Here is a 16,149-nt window from a genome sequence, read left to right as displayed (position 1 = left end):
ATCGACACACTCACCCCACACGACGCCCCATCGAAACCCTTCTTCGACGAGTCGTACCCGATCCCCAGAATCGTCTCCCGCACGATCGACGGAATATCGGCATACGCCTTCGTCGTCACCTCACCCGCCACATGCACCTGACCAGTCGTGATCAGCGTCTCCACCGCCACACGGCTATGCGGATCCTGAGCGAGCAGGGCATCGAGAATACCGTCACTGATCTGATCAGCGATCTTGTCCGGGTGGCCTTCCGTGACCGATTCGGACGTAAAGAGGCGGCGTGTCACGGCACTCCTAAGTTGTGGACGTCGTTCCGCGGCAGTCTAGTCACTCACCGCCGAGCGCCGGTCGATGGTCAACATGTGGATCGTGGTCAGGAGGGGCCGTCGGCGAGCCGGGAGACCACCAGGTCCCACACCTCGTCGGCGAGGTCCTCCTTGGACTGTTCAGGCATCCGGGTGACCGAACCGTCCGCACCGATGACGGTGGCCGCGTTGGTCTCGGCACCGAAGACCTTGTCCGGCCCGACCTCGTTGATCACGATGAGGTCGGCCCGCTTACGGGCGAGCTTGGCCCGTCCGTTGGCCTCGGCGTCGCCGGTCTCCGCAGCGAACACCACCAGCAGCTGCTCCGGTCGGCGGCTCCGGCCCAACTCGGCGGCGATGTCCGGGTTGGTCACGAGCGCGATGCTGGGCGCGGTGCCGTCGTCCGACTTCTTGATTTTGCCAGGCGCGTACGTCGCGGGACGGAAATCGGCCGGAGCCGCCGCCATCACCACCGCGTCGGCGTCGACGGCGGCCGCGAGCGTGGCGTCACGCAACTCGCCGGTGGTGCCGACGCGGACGATGTCCGCTCCGGCCGGGTCGGGTAGCTCGACGTTCGCCGAGATCAGCGTGACCCGGGCACCTCGGGCGACCGCCGCCCGGGCGAACGCGTAGCCCTGCTTGCCGGAGGACCGGTTACCGAGGAAGCGCACCGGGTCCAGCGGTTCACGGGTGCCGCCGGCGGTGACGAGGACGTGCCGGCCGGCCAGGTCGGCGGGGGCGTCGACGCCCCGGCGGAGCGCGCGGCGGGCGACCGCGAAGATCTCGGCCGGATCGGGCAACCGGCCCTTGCCGGTGTCGGCACCGGTGAGCCGACCCACCGCCGGTTCGATGACGCGTACGCCCCGGGCCCGCAACGTCGCCACGTTGGCGACGGTGGCCGGGTGCTCCCACATCTCGGTGTGCATGGCCGGCGCCAGCACCACCGGGCAGCGGGCGGTGAGCAGGGTGTTGGTGAGCAGGTCGTCGGCGAGGCCGTGCGCGGCCTTGGCCAGCAGGTCGGCGGTGGCGGGTGCGACCACCACCAGGTCGGCCTGCTGACCGAGGCGGACGTGCGGCACCTCGTGCACGTCGGACCAGACGTCCTCGGCGACCGGTTGACCGGAGAGCGCCGCCCAGGTCGGCGCGCCGACGAACCGCAACGCGGCGGCGGTCGGCACGACCCGGACCTGGTGGCCCGACTCGGTGAACCGGCGTAGCACCTCGCACGCCTTGTAGGCGGCGATGCCGCCACCGACACCGAGGATGATCCGGGCGCTCATCGACGCGCGGAGCCTACGGCTGGTCGGTCGGCTCGGCGGTGAGTAGGCCGGCGTTGATCTCGCGCATCGCGATCGAGAGCGGCTTCTCCTGCGGGGTCGTCTCGACCAGCGGGCCGACGTACTCCAGCAGGCCCTCGCCGAGCTGGCTGTAGTAGGCGTTGACCTGACGCGCGCGCTTGGCCGCGAAGATGACCAGCGCGTACTTCGACGTCGTCTTCTCCAGGAGCTCGTCGATCGGCGGGTTGGTGATGCCTTCGGGGTTGGCGATGGATCCCACGGATTAACCTCTGCGTCTTTCGCACGGACCGCGTGGCACGCGGGGCCGGCGCTCAACCGCGCGGACGCGGCCGGGCCGAAGCCAGGAATGAAGAACCGATCAACCCTACCAGCTCGTCCACCACGCGCTCGGTGCGGTCGTGCGACACGCTGCGGTCGAAGGACGTCAGGACGGCCGTACCCGGACGGCGGCCGGGCGGATGGAGTAGGACGAGTCGCGCGTCGGGTACCACCGCGCGGACCAGCAGCGCCCCGTCGAGGTCGAGCGGCAGCAGCACCGGCGCTCCGGCGGCGAGCCGGTCACGCACCGGCGCCAGCTCCGTGCCACGCCGGTACGTCCCGTAGCGGCTCCATTCCAGCAGTTCGCCGCGGGCCACCCGGCGGTCGAACTCCCGCGGGGCGAGGAAGTGCCGGTGGACGCCCTCCAGCTCGCCCTCCCGGCGGGGCCGGGTGGTGACCGCGAGCGGCGTCCACACAGACGGAGAACGCGCCCGGACCAGCTCGACGACACTCTCCCTACCGGCGCCGGATGGGCCGGCCAGGACAGTGAGCCGAGCCGCCGGGCGCGTCTCGTCATCCAAGCTCACTGCTTGTTTCTACACGCAGCCGTGCTCAGTTGGCGGCGAACTCCCCAAGCAGGGCCTTGCGCTGCTGTTCGCCGAGGCCACGCAGGCGACGGCTGTCGGCGATCTTGAGCTTCTCCATGATCTGGGTGGCTCGGATCTTGCCGATTCCGGGCATCGCCTGCAGCACGGCCGACACCTTCAGCTTGCCGACGACATCGTCGGACTCGGCGCGCGCAAGAACGGCTCCGAGGGTGGTCTTGCCCTGCTTGAGCTGCTCCTTCAGCTCGGCACGGGCTTTGCGGATCTCCGCAGCCTTCTCCAGCGCGGCTGCGCGCTGCTCAGGGGTCAGTGACGGGAGCGGCACCAGTTCTCCTCAGGTCCCTATCGCGACGGGCGGGACGCACCGCCGCATCTGTGAAACGTGGTGTCGCTGTGAACCAAGGGGTTCCCAGCGCGGGGAAAACTAGCGGTCAACGGAGCTTTCGGCAACGTGGGCACGCGATGATCACCGCAAAGTGACCGAGCCGTCAGTCAGTCATGACATCGCCAGGGCCGCCCGGCAGTCCGCCACGGCGCGCTCCGCCGCGGCCCGCAGCGCCTCCGGCCGTGGGCCCGCTCCCAACACCTCCCGGGAGTACGAGGGCAGCACGGAGGTAAGGGCCGAACCGAAGACGACCCGTAGATCGTCGGCCGTGGCGCCCTGTGCGCCGAGCCCGGGTGCGAGCAGCGGACCGTTCACCGCGGAGAGGTCGCAGCCGGTTTCGCCGACCGTCGCACCGACCACCAGGCCAATGCTCCCGAGCGGGGCGGCACCCGCGTTGAGCTGGGAAATCTCGTCGATCACGGTCTGCGCGACGGTGCGCCCGTCGGCACCACGCGCACGCTGGACCGAGGCGCCCTCGGGGTTGGAGGTGAGCGCCAGGACGAAGACTCCGCCGCCGTGCTCGACGGCCAGCTCGAACATCGGAGCGAGCGAGCCGACCCCCAGGAAGGGGCTCGCGGTCACCGCGTCGACATACATGGGACTGGATGGGTCCAGGTACGCCGAGGCGTACGCGCGGACGGTCGAACCGATGTCGCCGCGCTTGACGTCCAGCAGAACGAGCGATCCGGAATCTCGTAACTGTCGGATAGTTGACTCAAGTACCGCCACCCCTTGAGACCCGAACCGCTCGAAGAAGGCCGACTGGGGCTTGACCACCGCAACCCGGTCACCGAGGGCGTCCACGACGGTCCGGGCGAAGCGTCGCAACCCGTCGACGTCGTCGTCGAGCCCCCACTTCGCCAGCAGTTCCGGATGGGGATCGATGCCTACGCAGAGCGGACCCCGCTCGTCGACCGCCCGGTGCAGCCGCGTGCCGAAACTCTCCATCAGCCAGCTTTCCTCTCGTCCTCAACCTGTCGCGCTCGTCTACTCAACCTGTGTCCCTGATCCGCGACGATCTACTCAGCCCGCCCTGATAGCTGCCGCGACACCGGTCGCCACCCGTGCCAGATCGGCGTCCGAGGTGACGTACGGCGGCATCGTGTAGACCAGATCCCGGAACGGCCGCAGCCACACGCCCTCGGCCACCGCGGCGGCGGTGGCGGCGGCGACGTCCACCTCGTGGTCCAGCTGCACGACGCCGATCCCGCCGAGCACCCGCACGTCCGTCACGCCCGGTGCGCCGCGCAGCGGCTCCAGCCCGTCATGCAGGCCGCGCTGGAGCCGCGCCACCTCACCGGCCCAGTCACCGGCCCGCAGCAGTCCCAGCGAGGCGTTGGCGACCGCGCAGGCGAGCGGGTTGCCCATGAACGTCGGGCCGTGCGCCAGGACCCCGCCGGTCCGGATGCCCCGCGCCACCTCCGCCGTGCAGAGCGCGGCGGCCAGCGTCAGGTAGCCGCCGGTGAGCGCCTTGCCGACGCACATCACGTCCGGGCTGACCCCGGCGTGCTCGGCGGCGAACATCGTCCCGGTCCGACCGAAGCCGGTGGCGATCTCGTCGAAGATCAGCAGTACCCCGTGCGCCCGGGTCACCTCCCGCAGCACCCGCAGGTAGTGCGGATGGTGGAAACGCATCCCACCGGCCCCCTGGACGACCGGCTCGACGATCACCGCCGCCAGTTCGTGGGCGTGCCGCTCCACCGCCTCCACCAGCGCCGCCTCGTACGCCGGGTCGGGATCGGACGCGAAGCCACCGGGCGGCACCGGCGCGAACACCTGCCGGGGCAGCACGTCGCCCCAGAGGTGGTGCATGCCGCCCTCGGGATCACAGACGCTCATCGGGTGGAACGTGTCGCCGTGGTACCCGCCCCGCCAGGTGCCCAGCCGGCGGCGCTCCGGCCGACCGACGGCCCGCTGGTACTGCAGGCACATCTTCACCGCGACCTCGACGCTGACCGACCCGGAGTCGGCCAGGAACACGTGCGCCAACCCCTCCGGCGCCAACTCGACCAGGGTCCGGGCCAACCGCACGGCCGGTTCGTGGGTCAGCCCGCCGAACATCACGTGGCTCATCCGGCCGAGCTGGTCGGTCACCGCCGCGTCCAGCACCGGATGCCGGTAACCGTGGATCGCCGACCACCAGGACGACATGCCGTCGACGAGCGTGCGGCCGTCGGCCAGCCGCAGCCGTACGCCCTCGGCCTCCGTCACCAGGTACAGCGGCACCGCCGGCGGCAGCGCCGCGTACGGGTGCCAGACGTGCGCCGCGTCGGCGGTGAGGATCTCCTCCGGCGTCATCCGCCCTCCCTCTCCACGCTGCCCATGCCCACTCCCGCCTCCGGTAGCGGGGACTCGCCGTCCGCGCGACCGCCCCGCACTCCCCTGTGGCCCCTTTGCTCTGCTTCAACCCACGCACTGGTTCTCGGCTGAAACCGATGCGTGGGTTGAAGCAGAGCAAAGGCCACGCGGAGGCACTCCTCCGGCCGACCGGCCGGACCCCACCGATGCGCCCGTCGAAGCAGAGCAAAGGCCACGCGGGAGCACCCCACCGGCCGACCGGCCGTACCCCGCCAGCGCGCGGACGGACTCCGGGGCACGGAGGCACGACGGTGTCCGGGGAGAGGCGGGCCTTCGGGGAGAGGCGATTGCCCCGGGTGAGGCGAGCATGCCGAGGTCGGCATGGTGGGGGCGGCGGCGCCTGGTGTTCGTGGCCGTCCGCTCCGGCGGGAGCGGGGGTGGCGCCGCCGCCTCATCCGGCTCACGACCCGGTCGTGGCCGGAGCCGGGGCAGCCGCCGCCGCGCGGGCGACCGCGCGGGGCAGAGCCGGCCCCCGGTAGATGAAGCCGGTGTAGAGCTGGACCAGACTGGCGCCCGCGTCGAACATCCGGGCGGCGTCGTCGGGGTCCACGATGCCGCCCACTCCGATGATCGGCAGCCGGCCACCGGTCTCGGTGTGCACGAAGGACACCACCTGCCGGGCCCGGTCGGCCAGCGGGCGGCCGGAGAGCCCCCCGGTCTCGGCGGACCGGGCCTCGTCGGCCGGGGCGAGGCCGGTGCGGCCGAGGGTGGTGTTCGTGGCGATCACCCCGGCCGCGCCCCGGGCCAGGCAGACCTCCAGCAGCTCGGCGATGGCCGCGTCGGTCAGGTCCGGCGCGATCTTCACCAGCACCGGCTTCTCCCCCACCAGCGCGGCCAGCAGCGCATCCAGGTGGGCACGGTCCTGCAACGCGCGTAACCCCGGCGTGTTCGGCGAGGAGACGTTGACCGCGAAGTAGTCGCCGTGCCCGCGCAACGCGTGGTACGACGCCCGGTAGTCCTCCACCGCCTCGTCCAGTGGCGTCACCTTCGACTTGCCCAGCGAGATCCCCAGCGGTACGCCGAGCGGACGGGGCAACGCCGCGAGCCGGGCGGCCAGCGCCTCGGCCCCGGCGTTGTTGAACCCCATCCGGTTGATCACGGCCTCGCTGTCCGGCAGCCGGAACAGCCTCGGCCGAGGGTTGCCCGGCTGCGGGTACGCGGTGACCGTGCCGACCTCGACGAAGCCGAAGCCGAGCGCCGGCCAGGCCGGCAGCGCGGCACCGTCCTTGTCCATCCCGGCGGCCAGGCCGACCGGGTTGGGGAACCGCACCCCGAAGACCGTACGGGGGGCGGGCACGGCGTACCGGGCCCGCAGTGCCGCCAGCGCGACCGGCCGCCCGGAGAGGGCGGCCAGCCGGCGCAGCGTCCACTCGTGCGCCGCCTCGGCGTCACCACCACCGATGCGGAACAGCCCGCGCCGCAGCGTCCGCTCGAAGATCACCGGCTGGCCCGCAGCGTGGCGTGCAGGTCCTGCAACGGGCGTACCTGCATGTCGCCCCGGATCAGGGCCTCGATGCCCATCACCGCAGCGGCGGCACCGGGCACCGTGGTGACGCACGGGATGTCCGCGGTCACCGCCGCGCTGCGGATCTCGTACCCGTCGGAGCGGGCACTCGCGCCGGAACCCTGCGGAGTGTTGATCACCAGCGCCACCCGACCGGAGCGGATCAGCGAGACGGCGTCGTCGTCGGCACCGGCCTCGTAGTGCTTGGCCGCCAGCTCGCAGGCGATGCCGTGGCGGCGCAGCACCTCGGCGGTGCCGCTGGTCGCCACGATCTCGAAGCCCAGGTCGGCCAGGCGCTTCACCGGGAAGATCATGCCGCGCTTGTCGCGGTTCGCCACCGACACGAAGATCTTGCCCTGGGTGGGCAGCGAGCCGTACGCGGCCGACTGGGACTTGGCGAAGGCGTGCCCGAAGGCGGTGTCGATGCCCATCACCTCGCCGGTCGACTTCATCTCCGGACCGAGCAGCGAGTCCACCCCCTTGCCGGCCGGCGTGCGGAACCGCTTGAACGGCAGCACCGCCTCCTTCACCGCGATCGGGGCGTCCGGCGGCAGCGAGCCACCGTCCCCGGTCGCCGGAAGCATCCCCTCGGCGCGCAGCTCCGCGACGGTGGCGCCGAGCGCGATCCGGGCCGCCGCCTTGGCCAGCGGCACCGCCGTGGCCTTGGAGACGAACGGCACCGTCCGCGAGGCACGCGGGTTGGCCTCCAGCACGTACAGCGCGTCGTCCTTGAGCGCGTACTGCACGTTGAGCAGGCCGCGCACGCCGATGCCCCGGGCGATCGCCTCGGTGTACCCGCGCACCTGGGCCACGTGGGAACTGGCCAGGGTGATCGGCGGCAGCGCGCACGAGGAGTCGCCGGAGTGGATGCCGGCCTCCTCGATGTGCTCCATGATCCCGCCGAGGTAGACCTCGCCGTCGGCGTCGCAGAGCGCGTCCACGTCGATCTCGATGGCGTCGTCCAGGAACCGGTCCACCAGCACCGGATGGTCCGGCGAGATGTCGGTGGCCCGCCCGATGTAGTCGCGCAGCGTCACGTCGTCGTAGACGATCTCCATGCCCCGCCCGCCGAGCACGTACGAGGGGCGGACCAGCACCGGGTAGCCGATCTCGTCGGCGATCCCCTTCGCCTCCTCGTACGAGGTGGCGGTGCCGTGTGCCGGCGCCCGCAGCCCGGCCCGGGCCAGCAACGCCCCGAACGCGCCACGTTCCTCGGCCAGGTGGATCGACTCCGGGGAGGTGCCCACCACCGGCACCCCGGCGTCCTTGAGCCGCTGCGCCAGACCGAGCGGCGTCTGACCGCCGAGCTGCACGATCACGCCGATCACGCCCGGCCCGCCGGCCTCCCGGCCGGAGGTGTCCTCGGCGTGCCAGACCTCCAGCACGTCCTCGAACGTGAGCGGCTCGAAGTAGAGCCGGTCGGCGGTGTCGTAGTCGGTGGAGACCGTCTCCGGGTTGCAGTTGATCATGACGGTCTCGAACCCGCCGGCACCGGCCGGACCGGCCGGCGCCTCCCGCAACGCCTGGACCGCGTGCACGCAGGAGTAGTCGAACTCGATGCCCTGCCCGATGCGGTTCGGCCCGGAACCGAGGATCAGCACCTTCGGCCGCGCCGAGCCGACCACCTCGGTCTCGGAGTCGTACGAGGAGTAGTGGTAAGGAGTGCTCGCCTCGAACTCGGCGGCGCAGGTGTCCACCGTCTTGTAGACCGGCCGGACGTCCAGCCGGTGCCGCAGCGTGCGTACCCCGTCCTCGGCGGCCAGCTCCGGACGCAGCACGGCCAGCTGCCGGTCGGAGAGCCCGGCCCGCTTGGCCCGGCGCAGCAGTCCGGCGTCGAGCACCGGCGCGGCCACGATCTCGGCACGCAGCTCGACCAACCCGGCGATCTGGTCCAGGAACCACGGGTCGATCCCGCCGGAGGCGGCGCTGACCTCGGCGATCGAGGCGCCCAACCGCAGCGCCCGCTCCACCGTGTAGAGCCGGCCGTCGTGCGGTACGCCCAACGCGGCGAGGGTGTTCTCCTTCGTCGCGTCCGCCGGGTCGGGCAGGGTCCAGAAACCCGTCGCCTTGGTCTCCAGCGAACGCATCGCCTTGTTCAGCGCCTCGGTGAAGTTGCGCCCGAGGCTCATCGCCTCGCCGACGGACTTCATCGTGGTGGTCAGCTCCGGGTCCGCGCCGGGGAACTTCTCGAACGCGAACCGGGGGATCTTCACCACCACGTAGTCGAGCGACGGCTCGAAGGCCGCCGGCGTCTTGAGGGTGATGTCGTTGGGGATCTCGTCCAGGGTGTAGCCGATGGCCAGCTTCGCGGCGATCTTCGCGATCGGGAACCCGGTCGCCTTCGAGGCCAGCGCCGAGGAACGCGACACCCGGGGATTCATCTCGATGACCACGATCCGGCCGTCGGCCGGGTTGATGGCGAACTGGATGTTGCAGCCGCCGGTGTCCACGCCGACCTCACGCAGCACCGCGATGCCCAGATCACGCAGGTCCTGGTACTCCCGGTCGGTCAACGTCATGGCCGGCGCCACGGTCACGCTGTCGCCGGTGTGCACGCCCATCGGGTCGACGTTCTCGATCGAGCAGACCACCACCACGTTGTCGTGGCGGTCCCGCATCAGTTCGAGCTCGTACTCCTTCCAACCGAGCACGCTCTCCTCGATCAGCACCTCGTGCACCGGGCTGGCGTCCAGCCCGGCACCGGCGATGCGCTCCAGGTCGGCGTCGGTGTGCGCCATGCCCGAACCGAGGCCGCCCATGGTGAACGACGGCCGGATCACCACCGGCAGACCCAACTCACCGGCCGTCTCGCGGACCTCGTCCATCGAGTGGCAGACCCGCGACCGCGGCACCAGCCCGGCCGGGTCCTCGATCCCGATGCGTACGCCGGCCTTGGCCACGATGTCCTTGAACAGCTGCCGGTCCTCACCGCGACGGATCGCCTCGACGTCCGCGCCGATCAGCTCGACGCCGTACTTGTCGAGCACACCGGCCTCGTGCAGCGCCACGGCGGTGTTCAGCGCGGTCTGCCCGCCCAGCGTGGGCAGCACGGCGTCCGGCCGCTCCTTGGCGATGACCAGCTCCACGAACTCCGGAGTGATCGGCTCGACGTAGGTGGCGTCGGCGAACTCCGGGTCGGTCATGATGGTCGCCGGGTTCGAGTTGACCAGGCTGACCCGGATCCCCTCGCTGCGCAGCACCCGGCAGGCCTGGGTGCCGGAGTAGTCGAACTCGCAGGCCTGCCCGATGATGATCGGCCCGGAGCCGATCACCAGGATGTGCTTGAGATCGGTCCGCTTAGGCATTCGTACGCCCCTCGCTGTGGGTCCGGCCCTCGATCAACTCGGCGAACCGGTCGAAGAGATAGTCCGCGTCGTGCGGACCGGCTGCCGCTTCCGGGTGGTACTGGACGGTGAAGGCGGGCACGTCCCGGGCCCGCAGCCCCTCGACCACGTTGTCGTTGAGGCAGAGATGGCTCACCTGCACGCCGCCGAACTCGGTCTCGATCACCTGGTCCGGCACCACCGCACCCGGCGTCACGCCGGGCACCTCCACCGCGAAGCCGTGGTTGTGGCTGGTCACCTCCACCTTGCCGGTGACCCGGTCGATGACCGGCTGGTTGATGCCCCGGTGGCCGTAACCGAGCTTGTAGGTGCCGAAGCCGAGCGCCCGCCCCAGGATCTGGCTGCCGAAGCAGATGCCGAACAGCGGCATCCGCCGCCGCAGCACCTCCCGGGCCAACCCGACCGGCCCGTCGGCGGTGGCCGGGTCGCCCGGACCGGGCGAGAAGAAGACCGCGTCCGCCCCGGTCGCCAGCAGGTCCTCGATGGACGAGTGCGCCGGCATGACGTGCGTGGTCACCCCACGGGCGGCGAGCCGACGCGGCACGTTGCGCTTGATCCCCAGGTCGAGCGCGGCCACCGTGAACCGGTGCTCGCCCTCGGCCCGCACCACGTACGGCTCCGCCGTGGTCACCTCGGCGGAGAGGTCCGCGCCGAGCATCTGCGGCGCCTCGCGTACCCGGGCCAGCAGCGCCCGCGGGTCGTCCTCGACGCTGGAGATACCGACCCGCATCGCGCCGCGCTCGCGCAGGTGCCGGGTCAACGCCCGGGTGTCCACCCCGCTGATGCCGACGATGCCCTCGGTGCCGAGCCGGTCCTCCAGGCCACCGGTGGCCCGCCAGTTCGAGCTGGCCCGGGCCGGGTCACGCACCACGTACCCGGCCACCCAGATGCGTCGTGACTCGTCGTCCTCGCCGTTGACCCCGGTGTTGCCGATGTGCGGGGCGGTCTGCACGACGACCTGACGGTGGTACGACGGGTCGGTCAGCGTCTCCTGGTAACCGGTCATGCCGGTGTTGAACACCGCCTCGCCGAAGGTCTCCCCGACGCTGCCGTACGACTCGCCGTGGAACGTGCGACCGTCCTCCAGGACGAGAATCGCGGGACGCCTACGACTCACTTGATTGCCTTTCCGTCCAGGACCGTCGCCTCGCCACGCAGGAAGGTCGCCACGATGCGACCCGGCAGCGTCATCCGGGCATACGGGGTGTTGCGGCTACGACTGGCCATCTCGGCCGGCTCGATCACCCGGCGGACCTCCGGGTCGACCAGGGTCAGGTTGGCCGGTACGCCCGGCGCCGGGTCGTGCCCGTGCTCGGTCAGACCGGCGATCCGCGCCGGCGTGCGCGACATCCGCTCGGCGATCAGGTCCCACTCCGGGCCGAGCACGTCGAGCGCGATCGACAGCGCCGTCTCCAGCCCGAGCATCCCGGGCCGGGCGTACGCCCACTCGCACTCCTTGTCCTCCACCGCGTGCGGGGCGTGGTCGGTGGCCACGATGTCGATCACCCCGTCGACCAGGGCGGCCCGCAGGGCGGCGATGTCGGTGGCGGTCCGCAGCGGCGGGTTCACCTTGAAGACCGGGTCGTACGACCCGGCCGGGCTCCATCCGTCCGCGACCTCCGGGCTGGCCAGCTCGCTTCCCCCACCGACCAGAGTGTCGGTGAGCAGCAGGTGGTGCGGGGTCACCTCGGCGGTGACCCGTACCCCCCGGGCCTTCGCCTGGCGCAGCACCTCGACGCTGCCGGCGGTGGAGACGTGGCAGACGTGCAGTCGGCTGCCGACGTGCTCGGCCAGCAGCACGTCCCGGGCGATGATGGCCTCCTCGGCCACCGCCGGCCAGCCGGTCAGGCCCAGCCGGGTGGAGACCTCGCCCTCGTGCATCTGCGCGCCCTCGGTGAGCCGGGGCTCCTCGGCGTGCTGGGCGATGATGCCGTCGAACGCCTTGACATACTCCAGCGCGCGGCGCATCAGCCGGGGGTCGGCGACGCAGTGCCCGTCGTCGGAGAAGATCCGCACCCGGGCGGCGGAGTCGGCCATCGCGCCCAGCTCGGCGAGGCGCTCACCGGCCAGCCCGACGGTGACCGCGCCGATCGGCTGCACGTCGACCAGCCCGGCCTCCCGACCGAGCCGCCACACCTGCTCGACCACCCCGGCGGTGTCCGCCACCGGCGAGGTGTTCGCCATCGCGCAGACCGCCGTGTACCCGCCCAGCGCCGCCGACCGCGACCCCGTCTCGACCGTCTCGGCGTCCTCCCGGCCCGGCTCGCGCAGGTGTGTGTGCAGGTCGACCAGGCCCGGCAGGGCGACCAGCCCGGCGGCCTCGACCACGGTCGCGTCCGGCGCGGAGAGCCCCGCGCCGGCCTCGGCGACCACGCCGTCGCGGATCAGCAGGTCGGTCGGTGCGGCACCGAGCACGCTGACGTTCCTGATCAGGTACGAGTTCACCGGTTGTTCCCCCCGAGCAGCAGATAGAGGACGGCCATCCGCACGGAGACCCCGTTGGCGACCTGTTCGACGATGGTGGAGCGGGGCGAGTCGGCGACCTCCGGCGTGATCTCCATGCCCCGGTTCATCGGACCGGGGTGCATGACGATCGCGTGCTCCGGAAGCCGGCGCATCCGCGGGCCGTCCAGGCCGTAGCGGCGGGCGTACTCGCGGGCGGACGGGAAGTAGGAGTCGCCCATCCGCTCCCGCTGCACCCGCAGCATCATCACCACGTCCGACGACGGCAGCACCGCGTCCAGGTCGTAGCAGACGTCGGTGCCGGGAGCGAGGGCGGCGACGATGTCGCGCGGGATGAGCGTCGGCGGCCCGACCAGGGTCACCTTCGCGCCGAGCGTGGACAGCAGCAGCACGTTCGAGCGGGCCACCCGGGAGTGCAGCACGTCGCCCACCACCGCGACCGACAGGCCGGCCAGGCGGCCCAGCCGGGAGCGCATCGTGTACGCGTCGAGCAGCGCCTGCGTCGGGTGCTCGTGGGTGCCGTCACCGGCGTTGACCACCGAGCCGTCGACCCAGTCGGCGAGGCGGTGCGGGGCACCGGAGGCAGGATGGCGGACCACCACCGCGTCGGCGCCCATCGCCTGGAGGGTCAACGCGGTGTCCTTCAGGCTCTCGCCCTTGGCGACGCTGGAACCCTTCGCGGAAAAGTTGATCACGTCGGCGCTGAGCCGCTTCGCCGCCGCCTCGAAGGAGATCCGGGTACGGGTGGAGTCCTCGTAGAACAGGTTCACCACCGTCCGGCCGCGCAGCGCGGGCAGCTTCTTCACCTCACGCCCGGCCACCGCGGACATCTCCCCGGCGGTGTCCAGGATCTGGGTCGCGGTCTCGGCGTCCAGGTCGGCGCCGGAGAGCAGGTGCCTGATCACTTTGCCCGCCTTCCGTTCGCGACTGCGGGGCTCCGCTTCGCTGCACTCCTCGCGCTCACGAGAGGGTCACCTCCCCGTAGAGACGGACCTCGTCGGCACCGTCAGTCTCGGCGAGCGTGACCTTGACGCTCTCGGCGAGGGCCGTCGGGATGTTCTTGCCCACGTAGTCGGCGCGGATCGGCAACTGCCGGTGGCCCCGGTCGACCAACACGGCGAGTTGCACCGAGGCGGGCCGTCCGAGATCGCCGAGCGCGTCCAGCGCGGCGCGGACCGTGCGGCCGGAGAAGAGCACGTCGTCGACGAGGACCACCCGCATGCCGTCGATGCCGCCGGCCGGGAGCTGGGTCGGACCGACCGCCCGGGTGGCGTTGCGGCGCAGGTCGTCGCGGTAGAGCGTGATGTCCAGCACGCCGACCGGAACGGAGACGTCCTCGAAGGCGCTGATCCGCGCGGCGAGGCGCCGGGCGAGCGGGGCGCCACGGGTCGGGATGCCCAACAACACGGTGTCGCCGGCGCCCTGGGTCTTCTCGAGGATCTGGTGTGCGATCCGGTCGACGACGCGTTGCACGTCGGCGCTGGTCAGGATCACCTTCACCGAGGGTTGTCGCGGCGGCGACGAATGGGCAGCCGATGGGTAGGCCACGGCGGACCTCCTTCCCCGCCTCACGGGACGGGTCGTTAAAGGACGTCGGGTACTCCGGACCGGTCAAGATCGGCCGGCGGAGGGGCTTCGGCCACGTTACCAGTGGTCGTCGCCGCGACCACCCTCGGGAGCGAGTGGTCCCGGCCACGCACGGCGTGACCGTACGCGTATCGGTTCAGCGGGCAGAACGGGACAACTCACCCGGAGCCTCTAACCGGCGGCTCTCGACCACTTGACCGGGTGTACGAATCCCCGTACCGTCACGCTCCGTAGCGATCGCTGGGAGAACCCCGAGCAGCACTGGGAGTGTCCGAATGCCCTCTGAATACGCCAAGTCTCTGGGCGCCCGCCTGCGCTCCATCCGCCAGCAGCAGGGCCTGTCCCTGCAGGGCGTGGAGGAGAAGTCGAACGGGCGCTGGAAGGCGGTGGTGGTCGGCTCGTACGAGCGCGGCGACCGTGCCGTCACCGTGTCCCGTCTGGCCGAGTTGGCCGAGTTCTACCGCGTTCCCGTATCGGAGTTGCTGCCCGACGGCAGCGGAGTGCGGCACGAGCCCACCAGCAAGATCGTGCTGGACCTGGAGCGGCTCTACGACGAGGCCAGCGAGGAGCTCGCCTACGTCGCCCGGTACGCCCGCGCCATCCAGCAGCAGCGGGGCGACTACAACGGTCGGGTGCTGTCGATCCGCGCCGACGACCTGCGCGCCCTCGCCATCGTCTACGACGCCTCCCCGTCCGGCCTGATCGAGCGCCTGACCGAGCACGGTGTGCTCGTCGCCGACCCGCGGGCGTTCTTCGCCTCCTGACCCCTGACGACAAAGGGGCCCTGCCATCCGGCATGGGCCCCTTTGTCGTAGGTCCGGCTGTCGCGGGACCGGTTGTCGCGCCGGCCCTGGTGCGTCCGGCCTGTCGGCGGGAGCGTTCAGCGGGTCGCGTACTCGGCGATCCGGCCGAGCAGACCGTTGAGGAAGCGTGGCGAGTCGTCCGTCGACATCTGTCGGGCCAACTCCACCGCCTCACTGATCGCCACCGCGTCGTCGATCTCGTCGATGTAGAGCAGCTCGTAGACCGCGATCCGGGCCAGGTTCCGGTCGACCGTCGGCATCCGGTCCAGCGTCCAGCCCTCGGCGTAACTGGCGATCAGCTCGTCGATCCGGTCCAGGTTCCCGGCCACGCCCTCGACCAGGCCGACCGCGTACCCGAGGTGTTCGGGATGCGGCTTGTCGAGCCGCTCGATGTAACCGGCGAGCACCTCCACCGGTGGACGATCACGCAGGTCGGCCTCGAAGAGCACGTCCAGCGCCCGCTTGCGCGCCTTGCGGCGCGCCGGCATCTGCTGTTTGGGACCCTCGGCCATCAGGAGGCGCGGCCGAGGTAACGACCGTCGCGGGTGTCGACCTTGATCTTCTCGCCGGTGGTGATGAAGAGCGGCACGTTCACGGTCGCGCCGGTCTCCACGGTCGCCGGCTTGTTGCCGCCGGTCGAACGGTCACCCTGCAGGCCGGGCTCGGTGTAGGTGACCTCGAGCACGACCGAGGTCGACAGCTCGATGTACAGCGGGACGCCCTCGTGCGTGGCCACGATCGCCTCGGCCTCGGGCAGCAGATAGTTGGCGGCCTCGCCGACCGTCCCGCCGGGCACCGTGATCTGGTCGAACGTCTCCATGTCCATGAAGACGAAGTCCTCGCCGTCGGCGTAGAGGTACTGCATGGTGCGCTTGTCCACGGTCGCGGTCTCGACCTTGGTGCCCGCGTTGAAGGTCTTGTCGACGACCTTGCCGGAGAGCACGTTCTTCAGCGTGGTACGCACGAACGCACCACCCTTACCGGGCTTGACGTGCTGGAACTCGACGACGGCCCAGAGCTCCCCGTCGAGGTTGAGTACCAGGCCGTTCTTCAGGTCGTTGGTGGTGGCCATTTCCTGCCTTGATCATCAGCTGGCGGACAGACCTGACAAGTCTACTCGCCGCCGCCCGACCCGCTGCCCGCCGCCGTCCCGCTCACCCCGCGACCCCCGATCCGGCGGCCACCCGGTCCCGCCAGTCGGGGCGATCGGGCAGGGCCCGGAGGACCACCGCACCCGTT

16 protein-coding genes are annotated in these 16,149 nt (G+C 71.3%); 1 reads left to right on the top strand and 15 read right to left on the bottom strand.

Annotated features, from left to right (window positions below; all coding sequences use genetic code 11):
* The 13 genes from ABZ738_RS31105 to pyrR all read right to left on the bottom strand — a co-directional run.
* A partial coding sequence (locus tag ABZ738_RS31105; protein ID WP_357219189.1) for an S-adenosylmethionine synthetase N-terminal domain-containing protein occupies positions 1–287 on the bottom strand: 287 nt, incomplete at its 3' end.
* Positions 288–373: 86 nt separating this feature from the next.
* Complete coding sequence (coaBC, locus tag ABZ738_RS31100) at positions 374–1,585, bottom strand: bifunctional phosphopantothenoylcysteine decarboxylase/phosphopantothenate--cysteine ligase CoaBC (protein WP_357219186.1); 1,212 nt, start codon at positions 1,583–1,585, stop codon at positions 374–376.
* 13 nt (positions 1,586–1,598) lie between these two features.
* A complete protein-coding gene (rpoZ, locus tag ABZ738_RS31095; RefSeq protein WP_007075826.1) occupies positions 1,599–1,862 on the bottom strand; it encodes a DNA-directed RNA polymerase subunit omega in 264 nt (87 codons plus the stop codon).
* A gap of 52 nt (positions 1,863–1,914) precedes the next feature.
* Positions 1,915–2,448 carry a guanylate kinase gene (locus tag ABZ738_RS31090; protein WP_357219183.1) on the bottom strand — a complete coding sequence of 178 codons (534 nt, stop codon included), beginning with the start codon at positions 2,446–2,448 and terminating at the stop codon, positions 1,915–1,917.
* A 25-nt stretch (positions 2,449–2,473) separates the two neighbouring features.
* On the bottom strand, positions 2,474–2,791 hold the full coding sequence (gene mihF, locus ABZ738_RS31085) for an integration host factor, actinobacterial type (RefSeq protein WP_117229171.1): 318 nt from the start codon (positions 2,789–2,791) through the stop codon (positions 2,474–2,476).
* A gap of 171 nt (positions 2,792–2,962) precedes the next feature.
* Complete coding sequence (gene pyrF / locus ABZ738_RS31080; RefSeq protein ID WP_131055411.1) at positions 2,963–3,799, bottom strand: orotidine-5'-phosphate decarboxylase; 837 nt, start codon at positions 3,797–3,799, stop codon at positions 2,963–2,965.
* A gap of 75 nt (positions 3,800–3,874) precedes the next feature.
* Positions 3,875–5,149, bottom strand: a complete 1,275-nt coding sequence (locus tag ABZ738_RS31075; protein WP_357219179.1) for an adenosylmethionine--8-amino-7-oxononanoate transaminase — start codon at positions 5,147–5,149, stop codon at positions 3,875–3,877.
* A 460-nt stretch (positions 5,150–5,609) separates the two neighbouring features.
* Positions 5,610–6,650, bottom strand: coding sequence for a quinone-dependent dihydroorotate dehydrogenase (locus ABZ738_RS31070; protein WP_176093305.1), 1,041 nt, complete (start codon positions 6,648–6,650; stop codon positions 5,610–5,612).
* Positions 6,647–10,018 carry a carbamoyl-phosphate synthase large subunit gene (gene carB, locus ABZ738_RS31065; RefSeq protein ID WP_131053395.1) on the bottom strand — a complete coding sequence of 1,124 codons (3,372 nt, stop codon included), beginning with the start codon at positions 10,016–10,018 and terminating at the stop codon, positions 6,647–6,649. The genes ABZ738_RS31070 and carB overlap by 4 nt, the downstream gene beginning before the upstream one ends.
* Positions 10,011–11,174: a glutamine-hydrolyzing carbamoyl-phosphate synthase small subunit gene (gene carA / locus ABZ738_RS31060; protein WP_357219174.1), complete on the bottom strand. Its 1,164-nt coding sequence runs from the start codon at positions 11,172–11,174 to the stop codon at positions 10,011–10,013. The genes carB and carA overlap by 8 nt, the downstream gene beginning before the upstream one ends.
* On the bottom strand, positions 11,171–12,502 hold the full coding sequence (locus ABZ738_RS31055; RefSeq protein WP_357219171.1) for a dihydroorotase: 1,332 nt from the start codon (positions 12,500–12,502) through the stop codon (positions 11,171–11,173). Before ABZ738_RS31055 ends, carA begins: the two co-directional genes overlap by 4 nt.
* On the bottom strand, positions 12,499–13,425 hold the full coding sequence (locus tag ABZ738_RS31050) for an aspartate carbamoyltransferase catalytic subunit (RefSeq protein ID WP_131053398.1): 927 nt from the start codon (positions 13,423–13,425) through the stop codon (positions 12,499–12,501). Before ABZ738_RS31050 ends, ABZ738_RS31055 begins: the two co-directional genes overlap by 4 nt.
* A gap of 55 nt (positions 13,426–13,480) precedes the next feature.
* On the bottom strand, positions 13,481–14,068 hold the full coding sequence (pyrR, locus tag ABZ738_RS31045; RefSeq protein ID WP_357219167.1) for a bifunctional pyr operon transcriptional regulator/uracil phosphoribosyltransferase PyrR: 588 nt from the start codon (positions 14,066–14,068) through the stop codon (positions 13,481–13,483).
* Positions 14,069–14,382: 314 nt separating this feature from the next.
* On the opposite strand from pyrR, the gene ABZ738_RS31040 reads away from it, so the two are divergent.
* Positions 14,383–14,871 (top strand): transcriptional regulator, encoded by a 489-nt coding sequence (locus ABZ738_RS31040; protein WP_117229180.1) that lies wholly within the window; start codon positions 14,383–14,385, stop codon positions 14,869–14,871.
* Positions 14,872–14,987: 116 nt separating this feature from the next.
* Here the strand turns inward: ABZ738_RS31040 and nusB are convergent, their stop codons facing one another.
* Positions 14,988–15,398 (bottom strand): transcription antitermination factor NusB, encoded by a 411-nt coding sequence (gene nusB, locus ABZ738_RS31035; protein ID WP_176093304.1) that lies wholly within the window; start codon positions 15,396–15,398, stop codon positions 14,988–14,990.
* Positions 15,399–15,421: 23 nt separating this feature from the next.
* The gene (gene efp, locus ABZ738_RS31030; protein WP_131053401.1) at positions 15,422–15,982 is read right to left on the bottom strand and encodes an elongation factor P; all 561 of its coding nucleotides are present in this window, start codon (positions 15,980–15,982) and stop codon (positions 15,422–15,424) included.
* Positions 15,983–16,149 lie beyond the last annotated feature (167 nt).

Origin of the sequence: Micromonospora sp. NPDC047793 (assembly GCF_040642635.1) — a bacterium.
Lineage (GTDB): Bacteria > Actinomycetota > Actinomycetes > Mycobacteriales > Micromonosporaceae > Micromonospora.
This window is presented reverse-complemented; position numbering and strand designations above follow the sequence as displayed.